General features: G+C 64.5%; 16 protein-coding genes. 9 read left to right on the forward strand and 7 right to left on the reverse strand.

Going from position 1 to position 14,251, the window contains the following annotated elements:
• Positions 1-898 (forward strand): BsuBI/PstI family type II restriction endonuclease (locus tag BG35_RS0101745; RefSeq protein WP_025781424.1); only part of this gene is annotated, 898 nt, incomplete at its 5' end.
• 192 nt (positions 899-1,090) lie between these two features.
• Here the strand turns inward: BG35_RS0101745 and pdxA are convergent.
• Positions 1,091-2,104 carry a 4-hydroxythreonine-4-phosphate dehydrogenase PdxA gene (gene pdxA / locus BG35_RS0101755; protein WP_025781425.1) on the reverse strand — a complete coding sequence of 338 codons (1,014 nt, stop codon included), beginning with the start codon at positions 2,102-2,104 and terminating at the stop codon, positions 1,091-1,093.
• Positions 2,105-2,159: 55 nt separating this feature from the next.
• On the opposite strand from pdxA, the gene mutT reads away from it, so the two are divergent.
• On the forward strand, positions 2,160-3,323 hold the full coding sequence (mutT, locus tag BG35_RS0101760) for an 8-oxo-dGTP diphosphatase MutT (protein ID WP_025781426.1): 1,164 nt from the start codon (positions 2,160-2,162) through the stop codon (positions 3,321-3,323).
• Here mutT and BG35_RS0101765 read toward each other — a convergent pair.
• Positions 3,309-3,908 (reverse strand): CDP-alcohol phosphatidyltransferase family protein, encoded by a 600-nt coding sequence (locus BG35_RS0101765; protein WP_308417002.1) that lies wholly within the window; start codon positions 3,906-3,908, stop codon positions 3,309-3,311. The two genes, mutT and BG35_RS0101765, sit on opposite strands and share 15 nt — an antisense overlap.
• A gap of 17 nt (positions 3,909-3,925) precedes the next feature.
• Here BG35_RS0101765 and BG35_RS0101770 point away from each other — a divergent pair, with 17 nt between their 5' ends.
• A complete protein-coding gene (locus BG35_RS0101770) occupies positions 3,926-4,399 on the forward strand; it encodes a CBS domain-containing protein (protein WP_025781428.1) in 474 nt (157 codons plus the stop codon).
• Between the two features lie 49 nt (positions 4,400-4,448).
• On the opposite strand, the gene trpS is transcribed toward BG35_RS0101770, so the two are convergent.
• On the reverse strand, positions 4,449-5,474 hold the full coding sequence (gene trpS / locus BG35_RS0101775; protein WP_025781429.1) for a tryptophan--tRNA ligase: 1,026 nt from the start codon (positions 5,472-5,474) through the stop codon (positions 4,449-4,451).
• A complete protein-coding gene (locus BG35_RS09825) occupies positions 5,474-5,977 on the reverse strand; it encodes a DUF8668 family protein (protein ID WP_152535124.1) in 504 nt (167 codons plus the stop codon). Before BG35_RS09825 ends, trpS begins: the two co-directional genes overlap by 1 nt.
• Positions 5,978-6,247: 270 nt before the next feature.
• Between BG35_RS09825 and BG35_RS0101785 the strand changes: the two genes are divergently transcribed.
• The 4 genes from BG35_RS0101785 (at position 6,248) to psbA (ending at position 10,075) form a co-directional block, all read left to right on the forward strand.
• Entirely contained in the window at positions 6,248-7,162 is a 915-nt protein-coding gene (locus BG35_RS0101785; protein ID WP_025781431.1) for a metal ABC transporter substrate-binding protein, read from the forward strand.
• A gap of 35 nt (positions 7,163-7,197) precedes the next feature.
• The gene (locus BG35_RS0101790) at positions 7,198-8,022 is read left to right on the forward strand and encodes a metal ABC transporter ATP-binding protein (RefSeq protein WP_373276955.1); all 825 of its coding nucleotides are present in this window, start codon (positions 7,198-7,200) and stop codon (positions 8,020-8,022) included.
• Positions 8,013-8,876, forward strand: coding sequence for a metal ABC transporter permease (locus tag BG35_RS0101795; RefSeq protein WP_025781433.1), 864 nt, complete (start codon positions 8,013-8,015; stop codon positions 8,874-8,876). Before BG35_RS0101790 ends, BG35_RS0101795 begins: the two co-directional genes overlap by 10 nt.
• Before the next feature lie 119 nt (positions 8,877-8,995).
• Entirely contained in the window at positions 8,996-10,075 is a 1,080-nt protein-coding gene (psbA, locus tag BG35_RS0101800; protein ID WP_025781434.1) for a photosystem II q(b) protein, read from the forward strand.
• A 98-nt stretch (positions 10,076-10,173) separates the two neighbouring features.
• Here the strand turns inward: psbA and BG35_RS0101805 are convergent, their stop codons facing one another.
• From BG35_RS0101805 to lepB, 3 genes are all read right to left on the reverse strand, one after another.
• Positions 10,174-10,761 carry an inorganic diphosphatase gene (locus BG35_RS0101805; RefSeq protein ID WP_025781435.1) on the reverse strand — a complete coding sequence of 196 codons (588 nt, stop codon included), beginning with the start codon at positions 10,759-10,761 and terminating at the stop codon, positions 10,174-10,176.
• Positions 10,762-10,835: 74 nt separating this feature from the next.
• The gene (locus BG35_RS0101810) at positions 10,836-11,174 is read right to left on the reverse strand and encodes a DUF760 domain-containing protein (RefSeq protein WP_025781436.1); all 339 of its coding nucleotides are present in this window, start codon (positions 11,172-11,174) and stop codon (positions 10,836-10,838) included.
• A 29-nt stretch (positions 11,175-11,203) separates the two neighbouring features.
• Positions 11,204-11,872 carry a signal peptidase I gene (lepB, locus tag BG35_RS0101815; protein ID WP_236619735.1) on the reverse strand — a complete coding sequence of 223 codons (669 nt, stop codon included), beginning with the start codon at positions 11,870-11,872 and terminating at the stop codon, positions 11,204-11,206.
• A gap of 21 nt (positions 11,873-11,893) precedes the next feature.
• Here lepB and menD point away from each other — a divergent pair, with 21 nt between their 5' ends.
• A complete protein-coding gene (menD, locus tag BG35_RS0101820) occupies positions 11,894-13,735 on the forward strand; it encodes a 2-succinyl-5-enolpyruvyl-6-hydroxy-3-cyclohexene-1-carboxylic-acid synthase (RefSeq protein ID WP_025781438.1) in 1,842 nt (613 codons plus the stop codon).
• Positions 13,698-14,251, forward strand: a 554-nt coding sequence (locus BG35_RS0101825) for an enoyl-CoA hydratase-related protein (RefSeq protein ID WP_025781439.1), incomplete at its 3' end; no start/stop codon positions are given. The genes menD and BG35_RS0101825, both read left to right, overlap by 38 nt.

Here is a 14,251-nt window from a genome sequence, read left to right on the forward strand (position 1 = left end):
CCTGCCTCCAGCGCAACAGAATGAGTGTTCCGCCCTCTGCCTGTTGGCCCTGCTGAGTCTCACGCCGGGTAAACCATGGGCTGATGCGGAAAATCCGTTGATGGGCATTACCCCAATGATGAAGTGGGTCGGGAGACACTATGGCAAAATATACGCTCCCAATACCCGCGAGACAGTCCGCCGCCAGTCCATGCACCAGTTTTGTAATGCCGGCCTGGCCCTCTATAATCCAGATCAGCCTGATCGCCCGGTGAATAGTCCGAAGGCGGCCTATCAGGTCGCACCTACAACTCTGGACCTACTACGAACTTTCGGCACTCCATCATGGCATGACAATCTAGCCACCTATCTGGCTCAACACAAAACACTGGTTGCCCGCTACGCCAAAGAACGGAAGCAGAACTGCATCCCCGTTAAAATTGCACCGGATACAGACATCACCCTCAGCCCCGGTGAGCATAGCGAATTGATCCGGGCCATGATTGAAGATTTTGCTCCACGCTTCTCGCCGGGTAGCAAGCTGATTTATGTTGGCGACACAGGTCACAAGTGGAGTCATTTTGATGAAGCCCTTCTGGCCAGGCTGGGGGGCGCTGTGAATTCACACGGTAAAATGCCCGACGTGGTTCTGCATTACGTGAAGAGAAACTGGCTCTTGTTGGCGGAAGCTGTCACCAGCCACGGGCCGGTGGACGGGAAGCGACACGCCGAATTGGCTGAACTGTTTGCCGGTTCAACGGCTGGGCTGGTTTATGTAACCGCCTTCCCAAACCGGGCCATCATGGGACGCTACCTTCCTGAAATTGCCTGGGAAACCGAGGTGTGGGTAGCTGATGCGCCTTCTCACCTGATTCACTTTAACGGAGCACGCTTCCTTGGCCCCTACCCGAATCCATGAATTGCGGAGGTCAGGTTTGATCATTGTTTTCATCACTGCCTGGAGGGTTGAGGGACTGATGCGTCTCCAGACTGAGTTGCCAGGGGACCATGCTCTGATTGAGGACGTCTGATGCGCTTGTCCTGGAACGAAGTGGGCGCCCGCACCGCCGCGGCTGGACTGCAAGAACAAGACCTGACCCCAGGGCAAAGGTCAGTGTGGAGACGCGGGCAACGGCTCCAGTTCAGCCGCCGCCAGCAGGGCGGCCGCCATGCTCCCCTCCCGGGCCAATCCTTGACCCGCCAGGGAAAACGCCGTGCCGTGGTCCGGTGAGGTGCGGATAAAGGGGAGTCCCAGGGTGGTGTTGACCGCCTCGTCAAAGGCAATCAGCTTGGTGGGGATCAATCCCTGGTCGTGGTAGAGGGCCAGGTAGCCGTCAGCAGCCTGGCCATGGCCCCGCCAGGCCAGGCCCGCATCCAGCCAGCAGGCATCCGGGGGCTCGGGGCCGAGAACCGTACAGTGGGGGTTCAGCGCCCGCCACTCCTCCAAGCAGGGCTCCAGCCAGTCCCGCTCTTCGCTGCCCAGATGGCCCCCTTCCCCCGCATGGGGATTGAGACCCGCAACCTTGAGAACCGGCTGGCCACCGTATTGGCGACAAAAACGATCCAGCACGGTGAGTTGACGCTGCACCAGGGTGGGGGACAGGGTCTGCGCCACTTTCTGGAGGGGAAGATGGGTGGTGGCCAGCAGGGTGTTGAGCCGCCAGTTGTTGTGGGGTGAGCGGGCGGTGAACAGCATGGATGCCTTGACGCCCCCTGCAAGCTGCGCCAAGCGCTCGGTCTGTCCCGGGTAAGCATGACCGGCGGCCCGCCAGCCGTGCTTGGCAATGGGTGCGGTGACGAGGGCCTGACAGCGCCCCGCCAGCACCGCACCGCAGGCGGCGGTCAACCAGGCAAAACTGGCGGCTCCGCCCGCGGCCGTGGCCTGGCCACAGGAAACCGGCTCCGCCAACGGCATATCCACCAGGTGCAGATCCCGGGGATTCGCCGCCTGTTGCCCCCGCTGTCCCAGGGTGTGGTATTGCTTCAGAAGCCAGCGGCGGCAACCAAACAGCACCGGATCCACCGCCTGCTGAACCCGCCGGTTGGCCAGGGCCTTCAGCACCACCTCCGCCCCGATCCCGGCGGGATCCCCCAAGGCAACGGCAATCCGGCGCGGCTGATCCATGGTCAGGATCCACGATCAAGGATCTTAGCTTGGAGCGCCCGGCCCGGCTTTGGCGATGATGCCCGGAAAATGGTCCACGGCATTCACGCAACAGCAGAAAGCCTGGCTGCGTCGTGTTGCCCCCCATCTGGTCTCCAGCCTGCTGAATTGGTGGCAGCGCCACGGACGCCGTGATTTGCCGTGGCGGTTGTTGCCGGACGGCCGCCAGCCCGGACCCGATGACCTGCTCCCCGTCTATCCCGTCTGGGTGGCGGAGGTGATGCTGCAGCAGACCCGGTTGACGGTGGCGCTCCCCTTCTGGCGTCGCTGGCGGTCACGGTTTCCGGATCTGGAGTCGTTGGCGGCCGCATCCCGTCAGGAGGTGCTCCACTGCTGGCAAGGGCTGGGGTACTATGTCCGGGCGCGGCGGCTTCACGAGGCGGCCATCCGGTTGGCGGCAGCCGGGCGTTCACTCCCCACGGATCGCGCCGGCCTTGAACAGCTTCCGGGCCTCGGTCGCACCACGGCGGCCGCCATTGCCGCCACTGTCGGCAACAGCCCCGACCCCATTCTGGACGGCAACGTGCAACGGGTGTTGGCGCGCCTTCTGGCCTTTCCAGCCCCACCCCGGCAGGCCGGCCCCCTGTTCTGGACCATGGTGGAGCTGCTGCTGGACCACAGAGGGGCGCGAGATTTCAACCAGGCCCTGATGGACCTGGGGGCCCTGGTGTGTCGCCCCCGCGCCCCCCTGTGCCAGGGCTGCCCCTGGCAGTCCCATTGCCATGCCTACGGTAAGGGGATCCAGCGCCAACTGCCCGTGCGTCAGGCTCCCGCGCCCATTCCCCGTGTCATGGTTGGCGTGGGCATTGTGCTGGATCACCGGGGGAAGGTGCTCATCGGCCAGCGGCAACCCGATGGGCTGCTGGGTGGTCTTTGGGAGTTTCCCGGCGGCAAACAGGAGCCCGGCGAGACCATGGCCGAGACCGTGGCGCGGGAACTGCAAGAGGAGGTGGGCCTGACCGTGGCTGCAGGTCCGGAACTGCTGCGCTTTGATCATGCCTATACCCACCGGCGGCTCACCTTCGCGGCGTATCTCTGCCGTGTGCTGGCTGGCGAGGCTCGGCCCGTAGCCAGCCAGCAGGTGGCCTGGGTGTGGCCCCGTGATCTGCGCCACTACCCTTTCCCCGCCGCCCATGCCCGCATGGTTCAGGCCCTGGGGGAGCACCTAGGCGGGGCTTGACTTGATGTAGCGGATCCCGCTGAGCCAGGCCATAGCGAGGGCCACCCAGAACAGGCCGCCCCCCACGGCGGCCGTCAGCCCCTGGGCCGGACCCGGCCAGAGGAGAAACCCGAAGCAAAGAAACTGACTGGCGGTTTTCAGTTTGCCGCTCCAATGGGCTGGCGCTCCATGGGGCTGACGACTTCGCCACTCGGTCACCAGGAATTCCCGGGCCAACAGGAGCCAGACGGCCCAGGCGGGAGTGGGGACGGGGGAGATGCCGGGATCGAACAGGCCACCGCCCTGACCGGCCAGCCACAACAGCGGCGCCAGCAACAGCAATTTATCGCAGAGGGGATCCAGACGGGCCCCCCACACCGACCCACCACCGCCACAGCGGGCCAACCACCCGTCCACCGCATCGGTGAAGGCGCCCACCACCAGCAGCCACCAGGCCCACCAGCCCCATCCCCCCTGCAACGCCAGCAGGAGCGGCAGGGCAACCAGACCCCTGAGCACCGTGAGGCCGTCGGCCAGGGTGCGCAGATGTGACAGAGCAGCGGAGGGTGGCGTCCAACCTGGGCTCTGCGCCTTCACAATCACCACATTCCAGAGAAGCCATCATGGTGCAACGCCAACCCGTCCAGGCGTTCATGACCACACCGGTGAAGTTTGTGCATCCGGACACGCCGCTGACAGAGGTGGTCCGGATGCTCGATACCGCCCATATCAGTGGCTTGGCGGTGTGCGACCACCAGGGCAGGCTGGTGGGGGAGATCAGCGCCAAGGATTTGATGGTGCGGGAAAGCGGCCTGGAGCCGGGGCCTTACGTGGTCTTTCTGGACAGTGTGATCTACTTGCGCAATCCCCTGCGCTGGGAGCGGGAAGTGCATCAGGCGCTGGGGGAAACCGCTGAAGCCGTCATGAACCGCTCCCCCCACACCTGTGATCCCGCCATGAGCCTGCAGGGGGCGGCGGCGCGACTCCACGATGCCGGCACGGAGAGGCTGTTTGTGGTGGAGAGGGGAGAACTGATCGGGGTGTTCAGCCGGGCGGATCTGATTCGGGCCATGGCCGCCAAGGACGGCGCCCCATGAGACAGTCCCCAATGGGACGGCCCAGTCCTGGCGCCGCAGCCAACACAGGTTATGGCGTCTCCGGGGTGCGGGGCGCCAGCCCCAGGGCCGTGCGCACCCGCTCCAGCGAGGCCTGAGCCACCGTTTCCGCCCGCTGCCGCCCCTGGCTCAACACACGATCCAGGGCGGTGGGGTCAGCCATGAGTTCCCCATGGCGCTGCTGAATGGGGGCCAGGGCCTCAACCACCACATCGCTGAGCACGGCCTTGAACCGGCCCCAGCCCATCCGGCCACACTCTTGGGCAGCCGCTGCGGGACTCCGACCACCGAGGAGGGCATAGAGGGCCAGGAGATTGGCGGCTTCCGGTCGCTCCGGGTCGTCAAAGGTCAAGCCCGTCACCGCATCGGTCCTGGCCCGCCTGATCTTCTTGCGCACCAGGTCAGGGGTATCCAGCAGGTTGATGCGGCTGTTGTCGTTGGGATCACTCTTGCTCATCTTGTTCCGGCCGTCGGTCAAACTCATGACCCGCGCCCCCTCCGGAAGGATCAACGGCTCGGGCACGTTGAGAACGGTCTCTCCATCGGAGGCAAACCGGCCGTTCAGGCGCTGCTGGGCAATGTTGCGGGCCAGTTCCAGGTGCTGTTTCTGGTCCTCCCCAACGGGAACCAGGTGGGCATTGTACAGGAGAATGTCCGCAGCCATGAGCACCGGATAGTCCAGGAGGCCCACGGAGGTTTGATTTCCTTGTTTGCCGGCCTTCTCCTTGAACTGGATCATGCGCTCCAGCCAGTTGAGGGGGGTGATGCAGTTGAGCAGCCAGCAGAGTTCACTGTGGGCCGGCACATGACTCTGGACAAAGACCGTGGCCAGTTGGGGATCAATGCCACAGGCCAGGTAGAGTGCCGCGGTTTGCCGGGTCTGCTGCGCCAGCAGGGCCGGATCATGGGGAACGGTGATGGCGTGCAGATCCACCACGCAGAAGAACGTGTCGTGCTGATGTTGCAACGTCACCCAATTGCGAATGGCCCCCAGCCAGTTGCCCAGGTGGAGCGCACCCGTGGGCTGCACTCCCGAGAGAACCCGCTTGCGCTCCATCACGCCTCTTCCGATTGAGAGGAGTCCGTGGCGCAGTCATCCGCCGTAGAAGCAGCCAACGGTGCAGCGGAGTTGGGCGGCTGATCTTCGCTCACAGGTTGGGGCTGCTGTTTAACGGGTCGGGCAAAGGGATCAGGGCGCGCCGCTGGCGCCTGGTTTTTCGGCTGTTGTCCCCCCCTGCGGCGACCCGGCCCGGTGTGTTGTGGTAATTGGGCCGCCGTGGTTTCTTCACCCACCTGACCTTGTTCCACCATTTGGGCCATGGTCCGGAGGCAGAATCCCAACGCAGCAACCGTGGAGCGCAGTTGGAAACGCTCCTGGATCAACTGGGCCGCCCGCAACTCGTTGTCGCTTAAGCGGATACGCAAGGCTCCCTGTTCACGCCCCGATGCACGGCCTTGCGGCTCTCCGGACGACCGGCGACCAGCACGTCGCTCAATGCCGGGGGGAAGGTGCTGAGGCTGCTCTTCCAGTCCCAGGTCGAGGTCTTCATTGATCGCCATGTCCGGCTCTCGCTCCATTGCTTCCAGTGATGTCAGGACGGATGTGGCTCGAAACACCATCCTTGGCGTCCAGGCATTCTTCCTGGCGCCAGCGATGGGATCTCGCCTGAGGCTCCACGTGCATGGGAGGTCTATGCCGAAACTGGGCAGCTAAAATCCTAATGGAACCTACGATGCACTTCACCACGCCACCCCGATGATCGGCTCTCCCGTTCGTGTTCCCCATGGTGGGGCCGGCGCTACCGGACGCCTCGGAAGCCAATCTCTCTCATGGTGACCGTCACCTTCATGGCGCTGATGGGCTGCACAGGCGCCGGGCGGTTCAGCGAACAGGACACGGCCGCCCGCCCGAAGGTGCTGGCCAGCTTCACCATCCTGGCGGATCTGGCCCAGGCTGTGGCCGGTGACCACCTGGAGGTGGTATCCCTCATCAAGCCGGGCGCCGAGGTTCATGGCTATGAACCCACCCCCAGCGACCTGCGTCAGGCGTCGGATGCTGTGCTGATCGTGGATAACGGTTTCAACATGGAGAGTTGGCGGGAGCGTTTCTATACCGATTTGCCCGACCGTATCCCCCGGGTGACCCTGACCGAAGGCATCGAACCCCTGTCCATCAGCGACGCGGCAGTGGCGGGGCGACCCAATCCCCATGCCTGGATGTCTCCCCGTCTGGCCATGGCGTATGTGGAGAATCTGCGCCAGGCCTTCACGAAGGCGGCGCCGGAGCACGGGGAGGCCTTCGCCGCCAATGCGGCGGCCTACAACCGGCAACTACTGCAACTGGATGAAGAGTTGCGGCAGGCCGTTGCCCGCCTGCCGGAGGAGCGGCGCCTCCTGGTGACCTGTGAGGGGGCCTTCAGTTACCTGGCCCGGGACTATGGCCTGGAGGAGGCCTATCTCTGGCCGGTGAACGGGGATTCCCAGGTAACAGCGAAGCGGCTGGCGGGGGTCATTCGCCTCGTGGAGGAGCGGCAACTGCCGGCCGTGTTTTGTGAAAGCACGGTGAATAGCGCCCCCCAGGAGGAGGTGGCGGCCGCCACCGGCGCACGGCTGGCCGGGGTGTTTTATGTGGATTCCCTCTCGGGCCCCCAGGGGCCTGCCCCTACGCTGCTGGAGTTGCAACGTCACAACATCCGCACCCTGACGGCCGGCCTCTTGCAAGAGGACCGCCAAGCGGCTTTCTGAAGGGCGTAGCATCCAATACGCCATGGACCCACCCCATGAACCACATGACCGCCACCCTCGGAGCCATGGAGCCGCCGCACATTGCGGTGGAGAACCTGAGCGTGAGCTACGCCGGGGTGGTGGCCCTCTCCAATGCCAGCCTGCGGCTCAGCCAGGGGGTCATTTGCGGCCTTGTGGGCATGAACGGCGCCGGCAAGTCCACCCTGTTCAAGGCCTTGATGGGGTTTGTGCGCCCTGCAACGGGGACCATTCGCATCAACGGCCAGTCCGTGGTCCAGGCCCAGCGCCGTCAGTCCGTCGCCTATGTTCCCCAGTCGGAAAGCGTGGACTGGGACTTCCCCCTCAACGTCGCCGACCTGGTGATGATGGGCCGCTACGGCTCCATGGGCCCCCTGCGGAATCCACGGCGGCGGGACCACGAGGCCGTGCGCCACAGCCTGGAACTGGTGGAGCTATGGGACCTGAGGCGGCGGCAGATCGGCCAGTTGTCCGGCGGGCAGCGCAAGCGGGCCTTTCTGGCCAGAGCCCTGGCTCAGGGGGCTTCCGTCCTGCTGCTGGACGAGCCCTTCAACGGCGTGGACGCACGCACGGAAAAGTTGATGGCCCAGTTGTTCATGGCCTTCCGGCGCGAACGGCGCACCCTGCTGATTTCCACCCACGACATGGACCATGTCACCGGGTTTTGCGATCAGGTGGTGTTGATCAACAAAACCATCCTGGCCTATGGGCAGACCAGCGAGGTCTTTACCCAGGAAAATCTGGCGCGCGCCTTCGGGTGCCTTGTGCTGGATCAGCCCAAAGAAATCCCAGGACCCCAGCGGGGCCCCATGGCGACAGACCCCAGGGAGGGATGGCGTTGATGGACCCCGTCACCTGGATCGTGGAGCCGCTCCAGCACGTGTTCATGGTCAAGGCGCTGCTCATCAGCTCCGTGGTGGGGGGAGTATGTGCTCTGCTCTCCTGCTTCATGACCCTCAAGGGCTGGGCGTTGATGGGGGATGCCGTCTCCCATGCCGTGCTGCCCGGCGTGGTCATCGCCTATGCCCTGGGGTTGCCCCTGGCGGTGGGGGCGTTTGTCTTCGGGGTGGGCTCGGTGACGGTCATCGGCCTCATCAAACAGAGCACCCGGGTGAAGGAGGACACGGTGATCGGCCTGGTGTTCACGGGCTTCTTTGCCCTGGGGCTGATCCTGGTGTCCAAGGTGCGCAGCAGTCTGGACCTGATGCACATCCTCTTTGGCAACGTGCTGGCCATTCGTCCCCAGGACTTCCAGCAAACCCTCGTGATTGCCGCATTGGTGCTGGTGGCGCTGGTGGTCTTCCGTCGTGATCTGGTGCTGTTCTGCTTTGATCCCACCCATGCCCGGTCCATCGGTATTTCCACGGGATTTCTGTACTACCTGCTGTTGTCCAGCCTGTCCCTGGCGGCAGTGGCGGGCCTGCAAACCGTCGGCATCATCCTTGTGGTGGCCATGCTGGTGACCCCCGGGGCCACGGCCTACCTGCTGACGGACTCCTTCGGCGTCATGGCGCTGCTGGCGGTGGCGTCCGGTATCCTCTCCAGCCTGCTGGGGGCCTATATCAGCTACTGGTCCGATGCGTCGCCAGCAGGCTGCATCGTGGTGGCGCAAACCCTGTTGTTTGTTATGGCCATGGTCTTTGCGCCCAAATACGGACTCCTGCGACGAGCGTTCAATAACCAAACGGCTCAATGACCGGACCCGTGGGTCTTCTCAATGCTTAAGAAGCATTAACTATTGTGCCCTGGAGAGCCGGACTTCTTAGCCTTGATGCGCCGCCCTTGTGGCGGTTTTTCCTACCTCTGACCGCACTCATGACAACCGTCATTCGCAGCAGTGGTTCAGTTGGCGCCTGGCAACGCTTTTGCCAATGGGTGACCAGCACCGACAACCGTATCTACGTGGGTTGGTTCGGCGTGCTGATGATCCCCACCCTGCTGACTGCCACCACCTGCTACATCATCGCCTTCATTGCCGCCCCGCCGGTGGACATTGACGGCATCCGCGAGCCCGTGGCCGGCTCCCTGATGTACGGCAACAACATCATCTCCGGTGCTGTTGTGCCCTCCTCCAACGCCATTGGCCTGCACTTCTATCCCATCTGGGAAGCAGCCTCCCTGGACGAGTGGCTCTACAACGGCGGCCCCTACCAACTGGTGGTGTTCCACTTCCTCATTGGCATTTCCGCCTATATGGGCCGCCAGTGGGAGCTGTCCTACCGGCTGGGGATGCGTCCCTGGATCTGCGTGGCCTACAGCGCCCCGCTGTCCGCGGCCTTCGCCGTGTTTCTGATCTACCCGTTCGGGCAAGGTTCCTTCTCCGATGGCATGCCCCTGGGCATCTCCGGCACCTTCAACTTCATGCTGGTGTTCCAGGCGGAGCACAACATCCTCATGCACCCCTTCCACATGCTGGGGGTGGCGGGTGTGTTCGGCGGCTCCCTCTTCTCCGCCATGCACGGCTCCCTGGTCACCTCCTCCCTGGTGCGGGAAACCACCGAGAGCGAGTCCCAGAACTACGGCTACAAGTTCGGCCAGGAGGAAGAGACCTACAACATCGTGGCCGCCCACGGCTACTTCGGTCGTCTCATCTTCCAGTACGCCTCCTTCAACAACAGCCGCAGCCTCCACTTCTTCCTGGCGGCCTGGCCGGTGATCGGCATCTGGTTCACCTCCATGGGCGTATCCACCATGGCGTTCAACCTCAACGGCTTCAACTTCAACCAGTCCATCCTGGATAGCCAGGGTCGGGTGGTGGGCACCTGGGCGGACGTGGTGAACCGCGCCAACCTGGGCATGGAAGTGATGCACGAGCGCAATGCCCACAACTTCCCCCTGGACCTGGCGTCCGCCGAGTCCACCACGGTGGCCTTGACCGCTCCCGCCATCGGCTGAGGGATTCCCTCACAAAGAGGACCCTGTGGTCCAATCCAGTCGCCCCTGCTCCACCAGTCCGGTGGGGCGGGGGCGTTTCTCTGTGCTCATCTCTGTGCTCAATCCACCAGCAGTGGGGCAATGGTGTCCTGGTAGCGCCGCTGGCAGGCCTTGATCACCTTCAGGGCCTCTTCCGTGTCAAAGAACCCGTTCACCGAGCAGGCGCCGGGTTTTTTCAGATCCTTGTAATGCTCCCAGTAGTAGGTGGTTTCCTTCCGCCAGTGGTCCCCCAACTGTTGGTGGCTATGGATGTGGTCCATGCGCTTGTCGTCAGCCAGCACGGCAATCACCTTGTCGTCCACCTCGCCCCCGTCGTCAAACTTCATGACGCCGATGATGCGGGCCTCGCAGAGGGATCCCGGAATCAGAGGCTCGGTTACACCCACGATCTCCACGTCCAGCGGATCCCCGTCCTCGTCCCACGTGGCAGGGATGCAGCCGTAGGCAAACGGGTAGGCCAGTGATGAAAAGCCAACCCGATCCAGCTTCAAGTGCCCCGTTTCCGTGATGAGTTCATACTTGTTGATGGTGGCGGCGTTAAGCTCCACGATCACGTTGAGGCGCAACTCCCCCTCGTCAGCAAAGGCCGGCAGCACATGCAGCAGGTTGGGCATGGCGCGGCTCGGCGCCCGGTCAAGGTTGGCCATGGGGTTGCTTGTGTCAAAGGCGGACAGGGGACATGGTAGGCCGCCGCCCCCTCAAGGTTTGCCCGGTGGTTGCCTCAGGGCAGCGGGTTGTCGTCTTCCGGCAGTCCCATGAACATGGTCTTGTCCAGTTCCATGCGCTGTTCCATCTGGCGCAGGAAGTAGCCGGTCATCATGGCGGAGGCCAGCAGGCCTGCCAGGTTGTCCCGACTGGTGCTGATCTTCACGTCAAACTGCTCACCGGGGATCATGCCCAGCAAACCCTGTACATTGTGACGAATAATGTCCTGAATATCCCCACTGGCGGAGTGGGCAACCCGCTGCAACACTTCCGGGTTTTGCTGCTGCAGGTACTGAACCAGGGGATTGCCGTGGATGGCCTCGGTGTCACTGGTCAAAAACTCCACGTTGAACATCCGGACAAGGCCACATCACTTTTTCCACTCTAACCCACTCTGTCCGGGGTTTCCTCGGCCAAGGGGGAGGGGTGAGGGTGATGATCACCACACCCGATCCCGGGAGTCCCTGAAATTCCACCCCAGCGGCGCGGCGGCCAATAGCGGATGATGGCCCGTCCCACCACACGGCTCCGGGGCAGAGGCCCCCAGACATGGGAGTCCAGGCTGTTGTTGCGGTTGTCCCCCAACACCCAGAGATGGTGGGGTGGAACCGCCACCTCCAATTGCCCGTAGGCCATGGGGCCGGCTGTCCAGGGCTCCCGCAGGGCTTGGCCGTTGCGCTCCAGGTGGCCGTCGTGGACAGCGATCCGGTCACCGGAGCGGCCCACAACCCGCTTGATCAACGCCTGGGATCGGTCGTAGCCCATGGCCAGCAAGCCATCCGGCGGCCGGAACACCACCACGTCACCCAATCGGGGATCACAACCAAGGCGAGGACTCAATTTATCCACCAGCAGCAGGTCCCGCACCTGTAGAGTGGGCGCCATGGAGCCGGAGGGAATCCAGCGGGGTTCCACCACCCACTGGCGCACAGCCATGGTGAGCGCCGCCGCCAGGGCCAGGCTCAACAAAGCGCGCCGCCACCCGTGACGCCATCCATGACGCCCTGATTCTCCCGTGGAGACGTGGTGCGGGTCCGATTGAGAAGCAGGCAAGACAACCAACAGAATGACGGTATGGATCAGGCTGCCATCAACCTCCTCTGGTCCTTGCAGCTTTGGCAGGCGTTGCGGGGGGCTGGCGTGGCCCATGGGGTGATTTGTCCGGGGAGCCGCTCGGGCCCCTTGGCGGTGGCGGCAACCCTCACCCCCGGCCTCACCCGCCATACCGCCATTGACGAGCGCTCCGCCGCCTTCCTGGCCCTGGGTCTGGTTCGGGGAACCGGAGCCCCTGTGGCCGTGCTCACCACCTCCGGCTCGGCTGTGGCCCATTTGCTGCCCGCATGCAGTGAAGCCGACCTGGGTGGCCTGCCCCTGGTTCTGCTCACCGCCGACCGCCCCCTCCACCTCAAACACTGCGGGGCCAACCAGACCGCCCCCCAGGAGGACTTTCTCCTGGCCTGTGTTCGTCGCATGGCGCAACTGCCCCTGCCGGGAACCACCGCCTTCCCCGGGGAGTTGGTGCAGGAGGCCCTCGCCGCCGCCCACGGCCCCCATCGCCACGGTGGCGTGCAGGCCCCCGGCCCCATCCACCTGAACCAGGCCTTTGCGGAGCCTCTGCACACCAGCAAGGCCCAGTTGCAGGCTGTTCAACGCCAGTGGCTTGCCCAACAGGCTGACGGGATCCCATGCCCCGTCCCGGTCATCGCCCAGCCATTGGTCGCCTGTTCCCCCCCACCCCTGGCATGGGACCAGTCCGGGATCATTGTTGCCGGCCCCTATCGGGGCCATGACCTGACGGCCTACCGGCAGCAGGTGCGACAACTGGTGGGGCGCACAGGCTGGCCCGTGCTGGCTGATCCCTGCAGTGGCTTGCGGGGCCTGGGTGATCTGCCGGTGGTGAGCGGTTACGACCTGCTGCTGACGGCCCCCCGGAGACTGCCGACCCCCAACCAGATCCTGCGGCTGGGTCCCTGTAGCCCCAGCCGCAGGCTATCGGCGTGGCTGGAGAAGGCGCCGGGGCTCCAGGCGCAGGTCTGCGAGCAGGATCAACGGCTTTGGGATCCCCTCCGGCGGATCCACTGGCGATCCGGGCGCGGCCTGGCGGCCCTGGTGGCCCAACTCGGTCCCGGCCAACCTTCAGCGGCGGCCATGGCCCTGCAGCGGGAGTGGCGCGGTCAGCAACAGCGCCTGGGGCAGTGGCTGGACCACCAGTTGCAAGCATCCCCCGTCACGGAACCATGGCTGGCCTGGGCCGTCTCCCGCTGGTTGGATCAACAGCCTCCCACCACCGTGCTTCTGGCCAACAGTTCTCCGGTTCGGGACTGGGAAAGCTTCGCCCACCTCCGCTCCCCCCACCCCGTCACCTGTTTTCGTGGGGTGTCCGGCATTGACGGCACCCTCTCCCTGGCCGCGGGCCTGGCCATGGCCTCTGGCTCAGCCCAACGCACCGTGCTGGTGAGTGGTGATCTGGCCCTGCTCCACGACAGCAACGGCTGGTTGTGGCGCCGCCAGTTGCAGGCCTGTGGCGCCAACCTGCTGGTGATCCTCATCGCCAATGGGGGGGGCGGCATTTTTGAGCAGTTGCCCATTCGCAATGGGGAGTTTTCCATGGAGGAACTCTTCACCATGCCCCAGAGTGTGGATCAAGCGGCTCTGGCTGCCGCCCATGGCGTTCCCGGTCAAACCCTGCATCACCCCCATCAACTGGTGGAGGCGCTGGAGCACGGCAGCCGGCAGGCCCGCCGCCATGGCATGGCCCTGCTCCACTGCCCCACCCATGCCCGGCGGGATCACCAGCAACGGCAACGGCTGCGGGCCGCCTGGCTGGCCCATGATGCAGCGCCGTTGGAAACTGGGGACTACTCCCTTCACCACGGTGATGAATCCGCACCAATCTCCCACCCGTTCCCAAGCTGAGCCCGTTCTACCGGGGAGCAGTGACGCCCTCTGGCAGGTGGGGCATCCCTATGGGGACATCCGCTTTGACCTCTGCAGCGAAGGGTTTGCCCGCATCGCCATCAACCGCCCTGCCAAGCGTAATGCCTTCCGGCCGCGCACGGTGGTGGAGTTGTTTGACGCCTTCTCCCGTGTGCGGGATCATCCCCGGGTGGGGGTTGTGCTGTTCACGGGTGTGGGGCCCGCCGCAGACGGGGGTTTTGCCTTCTGTTCCGGTGGCGATCAGTCCGTTCGCGGGGATGGGGGATATGTGGACGAGACGGGGCTGCCCCGGCTCAACGTGCTGGATCTGCAGCGGTTGATCCGCAGTCTGCCCAAGGTGGTGATTGCCCTGGTGGCGGGCTACGCCATTGGCGGCGGCCAAGTGCTGCATGCCCTCTGTGATCTCAGCCTGGCGGCCGAGAACGCCGTCTTCGGCCAAACGGGTCCCCGGGTGGGCAGCTTTGATGCCGGTCTCGGCGCCGCCCATCTGGCCCG

The organism is Candidatus Synechococcus spongiarum SH4, assembly GCF_000586015.1.
Classification (GTDB): Bacteria; Cyanobacteriota; Cyanobacteriia; order PCC-6307; family Cyanobiaceae; genus Synechococcus_B; species Synechococcus_B spongiarum_F.

What these genes read in the sequence shown, in the direction of transcription:
- pdxA (WP_025781425.1), bottom strand. Translation starts at nt 2,104, where the DNA reads ATGGATCAGCCGCGCCGGATTGCCGTTGCCTTGGGGGATCCCGCCGGG.
- mutT (WP_025781426.1), top strand. Translation starts at nt 2,160, where the DNA reads ATGATGCCCGGAAAATGGTCCACGGCATTCACGCAACAGCAGAAAGCC.
- BG35_RS0101770 (WP_025781428.1), top strand. Translation starts at nt 3,926, where the DNA reads ATGGTGCAACGCCAACCCGTCCAGGCGTTCATGACCACACCGGTGAAG.
- trpS (WP_025781429.1), bottom strand. Translation starts at nt 5,474, where the DNA reads ATGGAGCGCAAGCGGGTTCTCTCGGGAGTGCAGCCCACGGGTGCGCTC.
- BG35_RS09825 (WP_152535124.1), bottom strand. Translation starts at nt 5,977, where the DNA reads ATGGCGATCAATGAAGACCTCGACCTGGGACTGGAAGAGCAGCCTCAG.
- BG35_RS0101785 (WP_025781431.1), top strand. Translation starts at nt 6,248, where the DNA reads ATGGTGACCGTCACCTTCATGGCGCTGATGGGCTGCACAGGCGCCGGG.
- BG35_RS0101790 (WP_373276955.1), top strand. Translation starts at nt 7,198, where the DNA reads ATGAACCACATGACCGCCACCCTCGGAGCCATGGAGCCGCCGCACATT.
- BG35_RS0101795 (WP_025781433.1), top strand. Translation starts at nt 8,013, where the DNA reads ATGGCGTTGATGGACCCCGTCACCTGGATCGTGGAGCCGCTCCAGCAC.
- psbA (WP_025781434.1), top strand. Translation starts at nt 8,996, where the DNA reads ATGACAACCGTCATTCGCAGCAGTGGTTCAGTTGGCGCCTGGCAACGC.
- BG35_RS0101805 (WP_025781435.1), bottom strand. Translation starts at nt 10,761, where the DNA reads ATGGCCAACCTTGACCGGGCGCCGAGCCGCGCCATGCCCAACCTGCTG.
- BG35_RS0101810 (WP_025781436.1), bottom strand. Translation starts at nt 11,174, where the DNA reads ATGTTCAACGTGGAGTTTTTGACCAGTGACACCGAGGCCATCCACGGC.
- menD (WP_025781438.1), top strand. Translation starts at nt 11,894, where the DNA reads ATGGATCAGGCTGCCATCAACCTCCTCTGGTCCTTGCAGCTTTGGCAG.